Origin of the sequence: Pedobacter sp. MR2016-19 (assembly GCF_014947265.1) — a bacterium.
Classification (GTDB): domain Bacteria; phylum Bacteroidota; class Bacteroidia; order Sphingobacteriales; family Sphingobacteriaceae; genus Pedobacter.
In genome coordinates this window covers 73,770-91,002 of sequence record NZ_JADCNK010000016.1, presented here as the reverse complement: position 1 = coordinate 91,002, position 17,233 = coordinate 73,770, and the positions used below count along the sequence as shown (strand labels likewise).

Genomic DNA, 17,233 nt, shown 5'->3' with positions numbered 1-17,233 from the left:
ATGAAAAATCTTACTAAATACATTGCAGGAGCAGCTTTAACATTAGGTGTGTTAAGCTCCTGCCACAAACTGGATTTAAAGGTAGAAACTCAGTTAACTCCGGAAACATTTCCCCAAACCGCACAACACTTTATACAGTTAACGGGTCAGGTTTACGTGCAGTTTCGTCAAAACTGGAGTACCGATTACTTTTTTATGCAAACCCTGAGTACAGATGAAGCTATTATGCCTGCAAGAGGCGGTAACTGGTATGATGGAGGTACTTACGAAGCACATCACAAACACATCTGGAACAAAGACAACGGACATGTGAATAGTGGCTGGGGATGGCTTTCAGGGGTAATCAGTAAAGCGAACCAAAGTTTATTTTTGTTAAAAAATGCGCCTGAATCACCGGCAAAAACTGCGGCCGTGGCCGAAGTTAGGGCAACAAGGGCATTGGCTTTCTTTATGATGATGGATTTATGGGGAAATATTCCTGTTGTGACCACTTTTGGTGAGACCACCCCACCAGAAACAAAACCAAGAGCGGAAGTATTTAACTTTATTGAGGCTGAACTGAAAGAAGTAATACCCAACCTGAGCACAGCAACCGGTACTGAAACTTATGGCAGACCAAACCGCTACACGGCATATGCTATTTTAGCTAAAATGTATTTAAATGCGGAGGTTTACACAGGTACAGCGAAGTATAATGAAGCGGTGGCCATGTGCGATGCCATTATAGGTGCTTCAGGTTCTCCTTATAGTTTAGAAAGCGATTTTAAAAAGATGTTCTTCATTAATAACGGACCGCAAATCAAAGAATTTATATTTGCAATTCCTTTCGATCCGGGTTTTAGTAACGGTACCATGATTTATTCTCGTTACTCCTTACCACGTTCGTTGAAAGAAAAATTCAGCTTAAATTTTGTACCAAGTGCACCAATGAGCACCTTACCCGAGTTTTATGCAAACTTTAACGATCCTAATGATAAAAGAAATGCACAGTGGATTAAAGGTTTACAGTATTTAAACGACGGACGCCCTGTACAAGTTGCGACAACCAAAAAAGGCTATGACCAGTTTTACGCAGGCTCAGATGGCTCTAATGCAATTACTTATCAGGTTGATATTACGCCAAATGTAACCTTAAGAGATGCATCAAGACCATTCGATGCAGGAAATGATGAAATAGCCTGGAATATGGGTTACAGAAATAACAAGTTTTATTGTGACAGTACTTCATTAACCAGAAACCAAAATAATGATGTACCTGTTTTCAGGTATTCTGATATTTTGTTAATGAAAGCGGAAGCGATATTGAGAGGTGCAACGCCTACACAAGGGCAAACAGCTTTATCTTTGGTTAATCAATTAAGAGCAGTTCGTACTACTTCACCAGCCTGGACTTCAGTAACCCTGGAAGATTTGTATAAAGAACGTTGCAGAGAACTCTCGTGGGAATGCTGGCACCGTAACGACATGATTCGCTTTGGCAAGTATGAAGGTACATGGGGCTTTAAAACCGATGCACAAACCTTTCACCGACTTATGCCGATTCCATCATCAGCTTTGGTGTTAAATCCTAAATTAAAACAAAATCCCGGATACAATTAGAAATATCCTGCAAATTTATAAGAAGAGGTTGTCTCATAAATACATCATGTCATCCTGAGCTTGTCGAATGACTTGTGAAAGTGTCTTTTAAGGCGTTTCGACAAGCTCAACGTGACAAAATTGAAAGATAAATTGATTTATGAAATAGCCTCTTCTTATTTTTATCCTAAACTTGCAATAGCTAAAATCTGCCTTTATGATTAAAAAATTACTACTGATTTTCCCCCTTGTTATTTCGGGTTCATTATATGCTCAAACTATAACCAAAAGCCCTTCACAAAATATTACGGCAACAAAGGTGCTTACCAAAGATCCAACTGCTTTAAATTTCATCGCCATGGGCGATTGGGGACGGAATGGTGCCGATCATCAAAAACAGGTAGCCAAGCAAATGGGCATTACGGCTTCCGATGTAAAGGCTAATTTTATCATTTCTACCGGCGATAACTTTTATCCAAGTGGCGTAATCAGCGCTCAAGACCCTTCTTTTAAATATTCTTTCGAAGATATATATACCGATTTTTCATTACAATGGGACTGGTACCCTGTACTGGGCAACCACGATTATAAGTCAAACCCTGATGCACAGGTAGATTATTCAAAAATCAGCCGCAGGTGGAAAATGCCGGCCCGGTATTACGCTAAGAAATTCCCCATCAATGGCGACCTCAATAACCAGGTACTCATTGCTTTTATTGACACCAACCCACTTATACCCGAATTTTACAGCAATGCAGAATATGGTCCGAATGTTAAAGGGCAAGATACCACGGCGCAAAAACGTTGGATAGCCAAAACACTGGCAGATACAGATCCTTCAATTAAGTGGAAAATTGTTGTAGGCCACCACCCTATTTATACAGGCGGCAGCCGCACTGATGCATATGATACCAAAGCAGTGCGTAATTCCTTAAAATCAACTTTTGAAAAATATGGCGTAGATGTGTATCTTACCGGTCACGAACATAGTATGCAGTATATTAAACCTGCCGGAAAAACACATTATTTTATTTCTGGTTCAGCTTCTGAAAAAACACCTGTAAAACTCATTACCGATGCTGAAATGGTGGCATCTGAATATGGCTTCATGTTATTCTCGGTTACTAACAACCAATTACGCGTACAAGCCATTAACGATCAGGGTGAGATTATTTATAATACATTGATTAAAAAGTAATCTGAATCATGGATCAACCAACCAGTACCATATCTTCAACAGCACCCCTAGCAAATAAACCCAGGCGACTGCTTTCGCTGGATGCCTTACGTGGCTTTGATATGTTTTGGATTGTGAGTGGCGAAGGTATTTTTCATGGATTGGCCAATGGTATTAAAGAAGATCATGCTCTGATACGGGATCCGCACAACTGGACCATAGCAAGCACCCCAAACCTTTCCCTGTTCGAAAAGATTTTAGTGGGTATAAGCAACCAGCTACACCATTCGCCCTGGAATGGCTTTACCTTTTACGATCTTATTTTCCCGCTTTTTATCTTTATTTCGGGGGTATCTATGCCTTTTTCTTATCAGAAGTATTTCATGGAAAAAGAGACCGGGCAGGCTTCAACAGGTAAGATTTATTATGCCCTGATTAAAAGAACCCTGATTTTAATTTTACTAGGTGCTGTAGTTAATGGCATGTTGCAATGGAAAGGTTATGAGCAGATCCGTTTTGCCAGTGTACTGGGGCGTATTGGCCTGGCCACTTTCTTTGCTGCTTTAATATACCTGAATACCTCACTTAAAAAACAGGTCATCTGGTTAGTATCTATCCTCGTTGGCTATTACCTCATTATGCGCTTTGTACCCGTTCCAGGCTTTGGCAGTGGCATCTTTACGCCAGAGGGCAATCTTTCTGCATATATAGATCTTTTGTTGCTTCCAGGTAAGCTTCATCGGGTAGTTTACGATCCCGAAGGTTTACTGAGCACTATACCGGCCATTTGCTCAGCCATGCTGGGTATATTTACCGGCACATTTATCAAGAATAAAACAATATGCCCCAATCCAAATAAAAAAGTATTGTATTTAATCATTGCGGGCATTGCATTACTGCTAATTGCGCTCGCTGGCAGCTTCCTTTTCCCGATCAACAAAACCATGTGGACGAGCACCTTTGTACTCTTTGCAGGTGGCTGGAGCATCATACTTTTTGCACTTTTCTATTATTTTATCGATGTGTGCAGTTATCAAAAATGGTGTATGCCTATGGTGTGGATGGGCACCAATTCCATATTAATTTATATTTTTGCGCACGGTCTGTTTAACTTCGAATCTACTTCTAACTTCCTCTTCGGCGGAATTATCAATACCATCCCAACTACGTGGCAACAGGCTGGCGTATGGACAGGTGTACTCCTAATACAATTGTTTGGCTTAAAGTTCCTCTTCGATAAAAAGTGGTTCCTAAAAATTTGATATGAAAATAAAAATGCTATTCATAGTGCTGCTCGTACTATCGTTCTCTAACCTGTGGTCTCAGGAATACCTGGTCTCGTCTAATCAACTTATTGCGCGGATTTTACCAAAACAACACCAGGCATTCGTTACCAAAAGTATAGCTGAAGCAAACGGTAAAGATGTTTTTGAAATTGAAAGCAAAAACAACAAGATTGTACTTAGTGGCAGCAGCGGTGTTGCCCTGGCTTCGGCTTTTTATTATTATTTGACCGAATATGCGCACTGCCAGATTACCTGGAATGGCACCAATTTAAATCTGCCTGCTACCCTGCCTGCAGTAAAAACAAAATTAAGAAAAGAAACACCCTACGATTATCGTTACTATTTAAACTATTGTACTTTTAATTACAGTATGAGCTGGTGGGATTGGCCGCGTTGGGAAAAAGAGATAGACTGGATGGCCCTCCATGGTATCAATATGCCTCTTGCCATTACCGGCGAAGAATATACCTGGTACCTTTTATACAAAGAAATGGGCTTTTCGGATGAAGAACTTAAAGGTTTTTTTACCGGACCTGCTTATTTCTCCTGGTTTTGGATGGGTAATATTGATGGCTGGGCTGGTCCACTTCCGGTAAGCTGGATGAAAAGTCACTTTGAACTGCAAAAGAAAATTTTAGCCAGGCAAAGGTCGCTGGGGATGAAACCGGTACTGCCTGCCTTTACCGGACACGTGCCGGCTGCATTTAAAAACAAATTCCCACAAGCAAAGTTAAAAGCCACCAACTGGACCAATGGCTTTGCCGATACTTATATCCTTGATTCTGAAGATCCGATGTTTGCGCAGATCGGGAAGAAATTCCTGCAGAAACAAACCGAATTATTGGGCACCGATCACCTTTACTCAGCCGACACTTTTAACGAGAATGAGCCGCCTTCTTCCGATCCGGAGTTTTTAGGTAAACTAAGCGCAAGGATTTACGACGGTATGGCGCAAGCAGATCCGAAAGCCATTTGGGTAATGCAGGGATGGTTATTCTACAGTGATCGGAAATTCTGGAAAGAGCCGCAAACAGAGGCTTTATTAAAGGCTGTACCAAACGATAAGATGATTTTACTTGACCTGGCTACCGAAATAGAACCGGTTTGGAAAAGGACACAAGGCTTTTATGGTAAACCATGGATCTGGAATATGTTGCACAATTTTGGTGGCAATACCAACCTTTTTGGGCGGATGGATGTAGTGGCAACTGCCCCTGCCGAGGCGCTCAATGATCCACAAAGTGGTAAAATGAAAGGTATTGGACTGAGCATGGAAGGCATAGAACAAAATCCGGTACTTTATGAGTTAATGATGGATAATGCCTGGCAGTCTAAACCCATAGATTTAAAAACCTGGTTACCCAAATTTGTGCGCAACCGCTACGGAAAAAGTAATGCAAATGCGTTAAAAGGCTGGGAAATATTGCGTAAAACCGTTTACAACGTTCCGGCTGATAAATATATCAGAGATGGTGCAGAATCGATTATTCAGGCACGACCTACTTTCGATTCGTTAACCCGTTGGGCAAAAACCACCTTAAATTACCAGGAAAAAGATTTGCTTCCGGCCTGGGATGAATTTGTAAGAGCCGCACCGCTTTGCAAAACCAGCGATGGTTTTCAATACGATCTGGTTGATATCACCCGACAGGTAATGGCCAATTATGCCTTGCCTGTACAAAGAAACATGGTGACGGCCTACCGCAAAAAAGACCTGCTTACCTTTAAAAAAGAAAGCAGCAAATTTATACAGCTGATTGATGATATGGACAGGCTGTTGGCCACCAGAAAAGATTTTATGCTTGGGCCATGGGTAAGTGATGCGAGGAAATGGGGAGAAACTCCAGCTGAAAAAGCACTTTACGAAATGAATGCCAAAGACCTGATTACCCTATGGGGAGATGCGAAAAGCCCCTTGAATGAGTATGCCTGCAGGCAATGGAGCGGCTTGTTAACTGATTTTTATAAACCAAGGTGGCAGCTTTTCCTTACCCGTGCCGAACAAGCATTAAAACAGCAAAGCGATTTTAATACCAGCCAATTTAATGAAGAAGTAAGTAACTGGGAATGGAAATGGGTTAATCAGCGAAAAGACTACCCAACCAAAACTGTTGGAAACCCGGTAAATGTTGCCATGGAAATGTATCAGAAATACCGTAAAACCATTGGGATAATACACCAGTAAACGTAATTCAAATTCCATGAGATTCCTGATCTTATCCTTCGTGTATTTATTTCATAGTCTGGTGGTTAATGCACAACCTAAAGCATTCAACATTGTTAATTTTGGAGCAAAACCCGGATTGGAAGCACTCAATACAAAAGCGATCCAAAATGCTATTAATGTCGCCGGTAAATCGGGCGGACGGATAGTTGTTCCACCAGGGCAATTTGTTACCGGTCCAATCGAACTAAAATCGGGGGTTGAGCTTTACCTTGAAGCAGGTGCCGAACTGTTAGGCAGTACCAACCGGATGGATTACGGTCCGGCGGCGGCCCGTGCACTTATTTCGGCCAATGGTCAACACCATGTTACCATAAACGGCAAAGGTACTATTAACGGAAGGGGCCGCGAAGTGGTTAAAAGTTTATTGCAATTGTTGCATAATGGTACTTTGCAAGATGAAACCTGGATGACTAAGCGTCCTTCCGAATATAACAGGCCCCGTTTAATTGCCTTTAACAATTGCGAAGAGATTAAGGTAAAAAATGTTAAAATTAAAAACAGCGCAGGCTGGGTGCAAGACTTTGCCGGATGCAACAAAGTAACCATTGATAGTGTAACAGTAGAAAGCACCGAATACTGGAACAACGACGGAATTGATATTGTAAATAGCAAAAATGTAAACATTAGCAATTGTAATATCGATGCAGCTGATGACGGCATTTGTCTGAAATCGGAAGGGCGCCCCGGAACCTGCGAGAATATTTATATAGCCAATTGTACCATCCGCTCAAGCGCCAGTGGTTTTAAAATCGGAACAGGCTCTTATGGTGGTTTCCGCAACATTAAAGTGCGAAATATTACCGTTTACAATACCTATCGTTCTGCGATAGCACTCGAAGCTGTAGATGGTGGCTTTATTGATGGTGTAGATATTGATGGTGTTACGGCAAAGTATACAGGCAACGCCATTTTTATACGCCTGGGTCACCGGAATAAAGGTACACAATACAGCTCGGTAAAGAACATCCGCATTGCGAATCTAAAAGCCGATATCCCAAATGCCAAACCCGATGCCGGTTACCCCATTGAAGGACCATTACCCAAATCAGCTCCGCATAATTTATTGCCAGCAGCCATTGCAGGCATCCCCGGACACGATATCGAAAATGTGGTGCTCGAAAATATAGAAATTACCTACGGCGGTGGTGCATCCAAAGCAATTGCCCACATTGCGGTTGATGCGTTGGATACGGTAACCGAAAATGAAGCTGGCTACCCCGAATTTAGTATGTTTGGCGAATTGCCGGCATGGGGCCTTTATGTACACCATGCGAAAGGCATATCGCTTAAAAATGTTAAATTAAACTATAAGAATCCTGATTTTAGGCCTGCCGTTATTTTTGATGATGTGCATACGATAAATTTGGAAGGGCTTGAAATTGAAAAAGCAGCGCATAATAATATTATTATTTTGAAAAAAACAGACCAGGTATCCATTAAAAATATTAAACTACCCATTGACCAGAAAGAGGCAATAAAAACGCTGCCATGATTAACTTTTCCGATATAAAAATGATTAAACTGTTTACAAAACGAAGTAAAAACCGGGCCACCCGATTAACATTTTATACCAGTATTTCATTGCTTTTTATGCTTGTTGGCAGCAAGGCCTTCGCGCAGCAATCTGTAATCAAATATGTGCAGCCATTTTCGGGTACATCCGCAAGTACCACACTCGCCAGCCAGCATATAGAAGACAAAACAGAAAGGCTGGCCAATACCATACCAGCCGTTGCGCCCCCCTTTAGCATGACCCAGTGGACGCCACAAACTCAGCTTTCGGAAAAGAAATGCCTTGCCCCCTATTATTATAACAATAAGAAATTTTATGGCATCAGGGCCAGCCACTGGATCAGCGGCTCCTGTACGCAAGATTATGGTAGCTTTACCATTATGCCCATTTCTGGTAAACTGAAAACCAGCCCAACAGATTATGCAATTGATTATACACATCAGGGTGAAGTAGCTACACCTGCTTATTACAAAGCAAATTTACCTCGCTATAACCTACTTATGGAAGCTACCGCCACCTTGCGTTGTGGCCTGATTAAAATCACAGCATTAAAGGCAGACAGTGTTTATCTGTTAATTACCCCAAATAGCGATCAGGGTAAAGGATATATTAAAATTGACCGCCAAAGAGGTGAAATCTCGGGCTACAATCCTGTTCACCGCATTTACCAGGGCTGGGGAAAAGCAGCAGGCTTTAGCGGCTATTTTTTCATCCGCATTAAAAAAGGTTTTACAAAAAGTGGTGTATTTAGCGGGGGCAATGTTTCAGCACATCAATCCATCGAAAACCAGATAGATTTAGGTGCCTATCTGGGCTTTAAACTACAAAAAGGAGAAAGCATTAGTATTTACGCTGGTACTTCTTTTACCAGTATAGCCGCAGCAAAACTTAACCTCGAAGCCGAGATCAATACGGCCAGTTTCGAAACCGTTGTGGCTAAAACAAGTCGCATTTGGGAGCAGTCGCTTAGCCAGGTTAAGGTTAACGACCCTAATGAAAAAAATAAGCGCATATTCTACACGGCACTTTACCATGCACAGCAGCACCCCCGATTATTTAATGATGTAGACGGCGGGTACCCTCAATTTGCAGGCAATTACGCAAAAAAAACACTGACAAAAGGAAATTATTACGATGATTTTTCAATGTGGGATATCTACCGTGCCCAATTACCCCTTACAGAACTTTTAAAACCCGATCTGACCAACGATTTTGCAAATTCGTTGGTGCTAAAAGGACAACAAGGTGGTTGGCTGCCCATTTTCCCCTGTTGGAATAATTATACTGCAGCCATGATTGGCGACCACGCTACTGCTTTTCTGGCTTCGGCCTATAACAAGGGGATTCGCGGTTATGATGTAAAGGAAGCCTATCGCCTGATGCGCCAGAATGCCTTTCAAATGCCCGATTCGGCTGATTATCTCAATGGCAAAGGCCGCCGTGGGATTAACAGTTACCTGAAATATGGTTATATCCCTATGGAAGACAGCATTCCGGATGCTTTTCACAAACGGGAACAGGTGAGCAGAACGCTCGAGTATGCCTATGATGATTATGCTTTGGCTACTGTAGCGAAAGATCTGGGTAAAACAGCGGATTATCAACAGCTAATGGAAAGGGCTTCTAGTTATAAAAATGTATTCGATCAACAGGTGGGAATGGCCAGGGGCCGCTTTGCCAATGGCAGTTGGTACAAGCCTTTTTATCCTGATCACCGTGAACCCTATATTACGGAAGGAACGCCAAGGCAATACACCTTTTACGTACCACATGATATGCCTGGATTGATTAAATTAATGGGCGGAAGTAAAAACCTCGAAAATGAACTGGATTCCCTTTTCGACAAAAAGGAATACTGGCATGGCAACGAGCCTGGTCACCAGATCCCCTTTTTGTATAATTATACCGCTTCTCCCTGGAAGACCCAGCAGCAGGTATCGCGTATTTTAGCAGAAGAGTATGATGAAGGAGCTGGCGGTTTAAGTGGCAATGACGATGCCGGACAAATGTCGGCATGGTATATATTTGCAGCAATGGGTTTTTATCCGGTAGATCCTGTTTCAGGAAACTACCAATTAACGAGCCCTTTATTTACCCAAACTGTAATTTCCTTTAACAATGGCAAAAAACTAACCATAACAGCCATAAAAAAGACTAAAAAATCTATTTACATCTCAAAAATCACTTTAAACGGAAAATCTTTTACCAAAAATCAAATTACCCACCAATCGCTGATTCAGGAAGGAGAATTGATCTTTTATCTTCAGGATCAGCCAGCGATGCCTTGAATCACTATGAACTGATCTGAATTAAACTTTAAACAAGATCAGGATCATCAGTAGCGCGCTGAGCACAAGAATAAAAAATATCATCCTTTTGGGGAAGATGTCTTTATTCTCTTCGTTCCCGGTTTCATCTAATGTGTCTGATTTTTTCTTTCCAGGCTTCATTGGTAGTACCATATTAATTGCATTCGACTGCATCTATATCAAAAGGATTAATACAGCAGAAATTTATATTTATTGGTCATCACGTTCATCACGTCTCTGTTAAAAGATTGATTATCTTCATTTACTGCAAGCATGTTAACAGGAAAGCTCCGCAACCCATTTAAAAAAAATGTTTTCTTTTTTTTAAATGGGAATACGACATTACCCTACCCTTCTGAAAACATATAACCAGGGCTTTTTTCCTCCAGAACTCATCTCTACCAAATACTTAACAAACAAACAATAATCGGCTAACCTTAAGGAGACATTGGTTGGCTACTTTACAATTACGTTTGCTTACCATAAGTAAAAAACAGGTAAACAACAATGTTTCTATAAAACATTAAGCGATGAAACAGCAAGCCAGAACGATACCAGGAAAACTGGTAGATTTTGATTATAACAGATACAGGTTACCCACTTTTGTGATGCAGTTTAAACCCTCCGTATATCAGGATGGTGATTGCTTTTATGCGGTATTATCTTTTGAAGAGGAACACGATGTTTCAGGCCTTGGAACCTCACCAGAAGATGCATTGATAGACTGGAATGATAAAGTATGCGAAATGCTTGCCTTATCAGGCCCTTTACGTACATCATTAAGTATCAAAAATAAATAAGCTGCCGCAAAAACCGGCTATTACTACCCTTACCTAAATTTATTCTGATGAACCACGATATATCTACCAACCTGGTATTTGACCAGGACTATCATGAGCAACCGAATTTTCTCCGCAATTGCCTTTTTGAAATCAAAAGACCCTGCGATTGTTCGATGATCCAGCTCCATCACTTCTATTTATTATTGAGAAAGGGAAATAAAGTTTCGCCTGTTGATCTGCCCTTAAAGATTTTAAATACAGCGTTCCTTGCATTCTGCTACAATGGCAAAAAGCTGGTCGGCATTTCGGCTATTAAAAGGCCAGGTCAATCTTACCTGGAAGAAGTGTATAAAAAAGCTGGTATTATCACGAACATAGACAAACCATTTTTAGAAATCGGTTATTCATTCACTCGTGAATCAGTTCGTAAAAAGGGAATCAGCAGCACATTAAAAAGGATGTTACTCAAAAAAATCAGTGATCACCCTGGTATTATATTTTCTACTACCGCAACCCCCAGCAGTCAGCGATTTCTTGTAGCCAATGGTTTCCGGGCAAAAGGGAATCCTTATCAGGGTAACTTCGATAATCATATCATCTACTTTGAACGTACGCAGTGATATTGATTAGCCTGGCAGGGGTTCAAAAAAGATGTTTATGCGCATAATATATGTGGTTTTTGGTTGCTCTTATCCGATGCAGCCTGCTGAAATGCTTTAAGAATAAGCAAAAATGGAGAAAGCAGATAAAATACGCTGAACTGCATTGGCCATCAACGCTACAATTACTTCATTTAGCTAATTTAAGAGCGCCCAGGCACAGAAGGGTAAAACTGAAAAAATTTCAGCAATGCACTGAAAAATTTTCATAAAAAATGAAAATTTTTCAGGTAAAACCGTTCGCCAACCTGCCTTGAACGCCTTGGCACGGCGCTTGATTAACCAGAGATGTAACCTTTTGAAAAAGGTTAAAGCGTTAAATTAATTGATTTATAGTCCATTTATTATTAAAACATTAAAAGGAGAAAAAACTATGACATTGGTTAAATTCAATCCAGAAAAAAAGAACAGTTCATTATTGCCAGGCTTTAATGACATCTTTGAATCAGTATTAGGCGATACCTTTTTTAACGACCGTCGCTTAAGCAGCGTGCCTGCGGTTAACATTTCCGAGTCGAATGAAGCGTACCACATTGAACTTGCGGCACCCGGATTAAAAAAAGAAGATTTCAAGGTAGCTGTAGAGCGGGATATGCTGACCATTTCTACTGAGCAGCGTATAGAAAACAATACTGAAGGTAAAATCTACAACAGAAGGGAATATAGCTACTCTGCATTTACCAGATCGTTTACCCTTCCGGAAAGTGCTAACGTGGAGCAAATTCAGGCTGCTTATACGGATGGCGTACTCAAACTCAACATTCCAAAAAAGGAAGAGGCTAAAGCGATCGCCAGACAGATCGAAATACAATAATTTCCCAAGTGCCGCTAAACGCGGCACTTTTTATTGATCATGTACCCAAATCTGTTAAAAAAATGCAACATTTAGCTATGGAAACCCGTTTCACCATCAACATCAGCCTTCAGGGACCAGGTGGAAAAATCACCTATGGCAAATTTTCTCTTGGCAAAGACAAAAAAGAAGCCAGCGAAATTTTCTCACTGCTAAAAGGAAGCGCAGAAGATGTTCCAGGCTGTTCGTTAAAAATAGAATTTCTGGAAGAACTTATGGAACTGCCTATTCCTATAGGCACCATAAACTGCTCTTTGGATGAGCTAAAAGAAAATATAGCAATCATTACAAAGGAAATATTCCGTATCGCCCACCTGGAGAACGGAAATATTGATTGTTAATTTTGGTTTGATTGGTTCTTGTTAAAAAAGCATATTATGCCTGCCCTCAACTTTTTTGCTTGATCCTGCTAAACTGATCTACCTAGCACAAAAGGATATCAGCCAGAAATGGACTATGTCCATGGGCAATCCATTATAAATTACGTCTAAGCCTGAGATAAATAAAGACCAACGATTTAATATTCCCTTCGATCTGATAAAGTTGACGCAATTTTGCAATCCCCCGGCGGATATTACATTTTTTTTATACATTTAAACACTTAAATAGCAATCGATAGCCTTAAAACTGGTGGTTCCTAGTAATAACACAATTAAGTTATGATGAACATTTTTTTGGACTCAAACGTCCTCTATCACGACTATTTTTTTGAAAACAAGTCTAATAAACAGCTACTGGATTATTGCAGGAATGGATTATTGAATCTGTACATGTCAGAAATTGTCCGGCTAGAATTAAGGAGACAATTTCAAAAAGAGATCGAAGAAAAGAACAGGGAAATAAAAAAAATTATCAAAGACGCAGACAGGCTGAGAATTGAAAGTGAAATGCGCGTGATTGATGTTGTCCAGCAACTGGCAAAGTTTGACAGGTTTTATAAACAGTTAAATTTAAACGATAATTTTAATTTGTTGCCATATCATAATGATTTTCTACCTGATCTTGTGGACAGGGCAATCCATAGACGAAAACCTTTTACAGAAGAAAAATCTGAGCTCAAAGATGCTATAATCTGGAAAACATATGCCAAATACGTGGAGGATAACGATACAGCAGATTGTATTTTATTGACCAATAACACATCCGACTTTTGTGCAAGGCAGGATAAATCCAAAATCCACCCCGATCTGGAGTATGATTCCAAGAGATTTTCGGTTATTAATCAAGCCTTTGATTTTATCAAATCACATGGGTCTACCCTTGAAAGTCCCGAGAACATATTCCAGGCTTATGTCAATCAGATTGTAATCAATGAAAAATTTGTGTTGGAGATTTTAACGAAAAATTTCGAAAAGGAGATCGAAGATGAAACCCATAAAAAAGTTGATAACTTACATCCTTCAGATGTCCTTTCCGATGACTACTTTTTTGACGGACAAATGGTTGCTTATGGATGCGATATCTTAGAATGTGAGGACATTGAATATGAAATATTCGGTGACAGGGCACTTGTATCGGGATTAGTTTATGTGAGCTGTGAAGTTGAAATACTACAGTATAATCCTGTTCGAGATCCCGGAGAAGACCGCTATTCCTGCGTTGGTGAAAAATACTTAACTTTTAAAGTGCTTTTCAACTTTGATCTTCGGAAGGATGAAATGAGTTCAGAATTTGAAATTACTGACTTAGAGGTCAGCGGTATCGATTGATTATCGTCGAAGACAAACTGAACCTGATACATTAGCAGATTATTTGAGAAATCTTAAACACTGCGTGTCCTTCATAATAAAATCTACAGCGAATCTGATACATCTAAGTAAAGGAAACCAAAACACGCATTGGAGATTAAAAATAAAATATTTATAAATAGGTGCTCACCGATACGAGTCCAGTTACATTTGCTTTTATTGCAGCTTATTTAAGATATCTCCTATATTTGCACAATTTAAATTTTCAACAATGCCTCATTCCTATTCTAAAAGACAATCATCCCAGGAAACTGCTTTATATAACCTAGCAAAAAGACAACTCAACTATAATCAATTTCAGTTGAGTGAAGATGGCAGATCTTTCTTAGACAAGGTCATTGCCGAGGCTATAGACAATTCACTTAAAGGTTACCCATCAGAGCAATTTGCTGTCGGCCGCCCTCAAACAAATGTAAAATCTGTCGGTCAACATGCCACGAGCCTAAGAGCTGTAACACATCGATCTCCGTCTTTCAATCAAAGAGGAAAGAAGGCTTCAACGAGAGTTAGATACATAAGGATGACACCACTGCATCACAGCATTCTGATTCTTACACATGAAATTATGAAAAGCCAATATACTTTCACGATAACCGAAAACGATATCCGAAGGACATTGCAACGCTTGTGTCCCATCTGGCCGTTCTGTTAACCATGGGAGATTTCAAAGAAAAATCCTTCGATTTTGCCAACGAGGCACTGAAGCTGATCCTTACGCTTGCTACTGGTGTACTGGCCTTTACCATCGCCTTTATGAAAGACATGATCGGAGAAAATCCGGTGGAATCCAAGGGCTGCCTCTTCGCAAGTTGGGGATTGATAATGGTGTCCATTGCATCTTGTCTCTGGGCCTTATTTGCCATCATCGGCACAGCAAATACTATTGGAAAGAATACCAGTGCTAATCCAAGCCCTGAAGGCATCTATGACGGTAATATTAAAATCCCTACGGTTGCAGCAATTTTATTCTTCATTGCGGGAATGTCATTTATGATCGTCTTTACATTAAATAATTTTCCTTCTAAGGGCAAGGCTGCTGAAAAGAAAGTGGAGAGGGAAGTCAAGACATGCTGTTACCATGACTCAATAACCGTTGTCGTCAACGTCAGACAAACGAAAAATAACACCGCAGTTATAAAATCTGCAAAGAAAACAAAAAGGTGCAAATGCAGGTAAACAATACTTTGATGAGCCACCAGTAATATTTTCTGGTCTTCAACTATTCTACCTAAGCAAGTACTTAATAACTTAATAAATATGCGAAGTAGAAGCACTCCTCCCATCTACCTTTTAGGGTCTAAATGATGTCAAGTGGACTGCTCCTTCTGTGAAGAAAACAAGGTTTTTAGGTTCAGAAACAAACCAGACAAATGAATTCCAGGTAATAGCAGGCACGGTCTTTTTAAAATCCTGAACTTCCCTGCTTAGGTATGCCGTTACAAATGTAACTGAGCCCCTAACAAAACCAGCAGTATCGGTAGGCTAGTATAAAGCTTCTTTTCTTCGGTCACTGAGCAGATCGTCCCTGGCTACAACCTCTAAAAAGACCAAGACAGAGTTCTTAGCGCCAAGGTCAACCAATATGATGTCCGGCAGTTCTTATCTGCCTCAATATTCAGCCCGATTGCTTTTGCAAGCTCATCGTCCTTAGCGACCACTTTATCATCGCTTGTACTCAACCACAAAACCATAGGTATGTGAAGATATCTTGGGGCATTCCCATCCTACCAGCTTCCGGAAATTGACGACAGTCCGCTAACGGCAAACTTAAAAGGCCTTTACGGATATATTACAGCATTACCGGCAACAAATGAACAGTTAAAACATTTGCTGTTGGCTAAAGTCTCTACTATAAATAGCGAGTTTTCTGTAGAACAGGAACCGCAGGAGACCAAAGACATCATACCACTGCTTCAAAAACTAGCAACTGAGTTTGATGCGATTATATTCACACAGCCAGGCACTTTAATCAGCAAGTCTGGCGGACAACACTTTTTGGATAACAATTTAGATCTAATCCTGGATACCTCAGGAAATTCAGAAATTGAAAAACTTAGTGTTCATATTGAGTTGAAATATTTTGACAAGGAACAATCTCAATTGTCTGACGATCAAATCAGAAGAAAAGAAAGAAGTGAAGCAATACTGAAAGTAAGAGGCATCAAAGTTAATGCAAATTTACCCTGCATCGATGCTGAAACTGAAACTTTAATAAGGACACCAAAAGAAATTGCGACCAGGTTGTGCATTCTGGCCGTCACCAATTTTGTGGCAAATAATGTAATACCGGCAGATATTGCAATTGCCTATTTGCAGCAATACGATTTATGGGCAGAAACCACACCTGAAGAAAAAGAATTCCTTGGTCATCCTACAGAAGAGCGGAAAAATACGGAAAGTTGGAAAAGCGAATGTATTTACACGCTGATGTGGGCCTTAGGTAAGATTGATGAACTTAATTTCCCTGACCAACTTTGCGATTTAAATGATATCCCTGAACAAGATTATCCTGTTGGTGCGGGAAAAGACCCCAATGCTTTTATAAATTCCATATCTGAAACAAGATCTGCAGCTGAAATTCTGGATGCAAATGACCTTTACTACAGAATCGACTGGGCTTGTGTAGATGCAAGATTGGCAAACGTCCAACTTGAAGAAGCTATTTCTGGCGTGGTATATGAAAGGCACTACGCCCTAAATTGGCTAATCAGGTATGGAGAACAAGATTGGGATGATGTAAGTTGTGATACCTAGCCTACCCCGGTTCGGGTAAAATTCATCCACCATAACTCAATCACATAACATTAAAAATCCAGGTTCGGTATATGTGGTCGCTACGCCGAAAGCTGGCCAGCACCATGTTGTCAAAGAAAGATATTGTTCCATATCCCCTGTAAATTGTCGTATATCACCCTGTAAATTATCCGGTAATAACATCATATTTGTTAAACATATTTAGCGCCTGTTTAAATTTTATTCAATTACATTACTTCTCCTAGTTTGTCACAAGAGCGAAGTCGAATGCTTCTCTTAACTATAAAAAATTGTCTTCGACTACGCTCAGACTGACATACGAAATAAATTTTACTTAATTTTAAACA

General features: G+C 40.3%; 13 protein-coding genes and 1 pseudogene. 13 read left to right on the top strand and 1 reads right to left on the bottom strand.

From position 1 onward, the window contains the following. The 12 genes from IM793_RS18410 to IM793_RS18355 all read left to right on the top strand — a co-directional run bounded on the left by IM793_RS18410 (position 1) and on the right by IM793_RS18355 (position 15,308). Positions 1-1,599 (top strand): RagB/SusD family nutrient uptake outer membrane protein, encoded by a 1,599-nt coding sequence (locus IM793_RS18410; protein WP_193423866.1) that lies wholly within the window; start codon positions 1-3, stop codon positions 1,597-1,599. A 196-nt stretch (positions 1,600-1,795) separates the two neighbouring features. Then, the gene (locus tag IM793_RS18405) at positions 1,796-2,776 is read left to right on the top strand and encodes a metallophosphoesterase (protein WP_193423863.1); all 981 of its coding nucleotides are present in this window, start codon (positions 1,796-1,798) and stop codon (positions 2,774-2,776) included. 8 nt (positions 2,777-2,784) lie between these two features. Beyond that, complete coding sequence (locus IM793_RS18400) at positions 2,785-4,017, top strand: acyltransferase family protein (RefSeq protein WP_193423861.1); 1,233 nt, start codon at positions 2,785-2,787, stop codon at positions 4,015-4,017. Position 4,018: 1 nt separating this feature from the next. After that, a complete protein-coding gene (locus tag IM793_RS18395) occupies positions 4,019-6,226 on the top strand; it encodes an alpha-N-acetylglucosaminidase (protein ID WP_193423859.1) in 2,208 nt (735 codons plus the stop codon). A 16-nt stretch (positions 6,227-6,242) separates the two neighbouring features. Beyond that, on the top strand, positions 6,243-7,760 hold the full coding sequence (locus IM793_RS18390) for a glycoside hydrolase family 28 protein (RefSeq protein WP_193423857.1): 1,518 nt from the start codon (positions 6,243-6,245) through the stop codon (positions 7,758-7,760). Then, positions 7,757-10,069 carry a GH92 family glycosyl hydrolase gene (locus IM793_RS18385; protein ID WP_227256312.1) on the top strand — a complete coding sequence of 771 codons (2,313 nt, stop codon included), beginning with the start codon at positions 7,757-7,759 and terminating at the stop codon, positions 10,067-10,069. Before IM793_RS18390 ends, IM793_RS18385 begins: the two co-directional genes overlap by 4 nt. Positions 10,070-10,620: 551 nt before the next feature. After that, a complete protein-coding gene (locus IM793_RS18380) occupies positions 10,621-10,890 on the top strand; it encodes a hypothetical protein (protein ID WP_121283211.1) in 270 nt (89 codons plus the stop codon). Between the two features lie 47 nt (positions 10,891-10,937). Next, entirely contained in the window at positions 10,938-11,492 is a 555-nt protein-coding gene (locus IM793_RS18375; RefSeq protein ID WP_193423855.1) for a hypothetical protein, read from the top strand. Between the two features lie 412 nt (positions 11,493-11,904). Then, positions 11,905-12,345: an Hsp20/alpha crystallin family protein gene (locus IM793_RS18370; RefSeq protein ID WP_193423853.1), complete on the top strand. Its 441-nt coding sequence runs from the start codon at positions 11,905-11,907 to the stop codon at positions 12,343-12,345. A gap of 62 nt (positions 12,346-12,407) precedes the next feature. Then, entirely contained in the window at positions 12,408-12,725 is a 318-nt protein-coding gene (locus IM793_RS18365) for a hypothetical protein (protein WP_193423851.1), read from the top strand. Between the two features lie 318 nt (positions 12,726-13,043). Continuing rightward, positions 13,044-14,093 carry a PIN domain-containing protein gene (locus tag IM793_RS18360; protein WP_193423849.1) on the top strand — a complete coding sequence of 350 codons (1,050 nt, stop codon included), beginning with the start codon at positions 13,044-13,046 and terminating at the stop codon, positions 14,091-14,093. A 693-nt stretch (positions 14,094-14,786) separates the two neighbouring features. Next, positions 14,787-15,308, top strand: a complete 522-nt coding sequence (locus IM793_RS18355) for a hypothetical protein (RefSeq protein WP_193423847.1) — start codon at positions 14,787-14,789, stop codon at positions 15,306-15,308. Between the two features lie 114 nt (positions 15,309-15,422). Here the strand turns inward: IM793_RS18355 and IM793_RS25170 are convergent. Next, positions 15,423-15,575, bottom strand: a pseudogene (locus tag IM793_RS25170) (BsuBI/PstI family type II restriction endonuclease); the annotation flags it as partial. Between the two features lie 390 nt (positions 15,576-15,965). On the opposite strand from IM793_RS25170, the gene IM793_RS18340 reads away from it, so the two are divergent. Continuing rightward, positions 15,966-16,886, top strand: coding sequence for a DUF4272 domain-containing protein (locus IM793_RS18340; RefSeq protein WP_193423843.1), 921 nt, complete (start codon positions 15,966-15,968; stop codon positions 16,884-16,886). Positions 16,887-17,233 lie beyond the last annotated feature (347 nt).

What these genes read in the sequence shown, in the direction of transcription:
- IM793_RS18370 (WP_193423853.1), top strand. Translation starts at nt 11,905, where the DNA reads ATGACATTGGTTAAATTCAATCCAGAAAAAAAGAACAGTTCATTATTG.
- IM793_RS18410 (WP_193423866.1), top strand. Translation starts at nt 1, where the DNA reads ATGAAAAATCTTACTAAATACATTGCAGGAGCAGCTTTAACATTAGGT.
- IM793_RS18390 (WP_193423857.1), top strand. Translation starts at nt 6,243, where the DNA reads ATGAGATTCCTGATCTTATCCTTCGTGTATTTATTTCATAGTCTGGTG.
- IM793_RS18365 (WP_193423851.1), top strand. Translation starts at nt 12,408, where the DNA reads ATGCAACATTTAGCTATGGAAACCCGTTTCACCATCAACATCAGCCTT.
- IM793_RS18395 (WP_193423859.1), top strand. Translation starts at nt 4,019, where the DNA reads ATGAAAATAAAAATGCTATTCATAGTGCTGCTCGTACTATCGTTCTCT.
- IM793_RS18405 (WP_193423863.1), top strand. Translation starts at nt 1,796, where the DNA reads ATGATTAAAAAATTACTACTGATTTTCCCCCTTGTTATTTCGGGTTCA.
- IM793_RS18360 (WP_193423849.1), top strand. Translation starts at nt 13,044, where the DNA reads ATGATGAACATTTTTTTGGACTCAAACGTCCTCTATCACGACTATTTT.
- IM793_RS18375 (WP_193423855.1), top strand. Translation starts at nt 10,938, where the DNA reads ATGAACCACGATATATCTACCAACCTGGTATTTGACCAGGACTATCAT.
- IM793_RS18400 (WP_193423861.1), top strand. Translation starts at nt 2,785, where the DNA reads ATGGATCAACCAACCAGTACCATATCTTCAACAGCACCCCTAGCAAAT.
- IM793_RS18380 (WP_121283211.1), top strand. Translation starts at nt 10,621, where the DNA reads ATGAAACAGCAAGCCAGAACGATACCAGGAAAACTGGTAGATTTTGAT.
- IM793_RS18385 (WP_227256312.1), top strand. Translation starts at nt 7,757, where the DNA reads ATGATTAACTTTTCCGATATAAAAATGATTAAACTGTTTACAAAACGA.
- IM793_RS18355 (WP_193423847.1), top strand. Translation starts at nt 14,787, where the DNA reads ATGGGAGATTTCAAAGAAAAATCCTTCGATTTTGCCAACGAGGCACTG.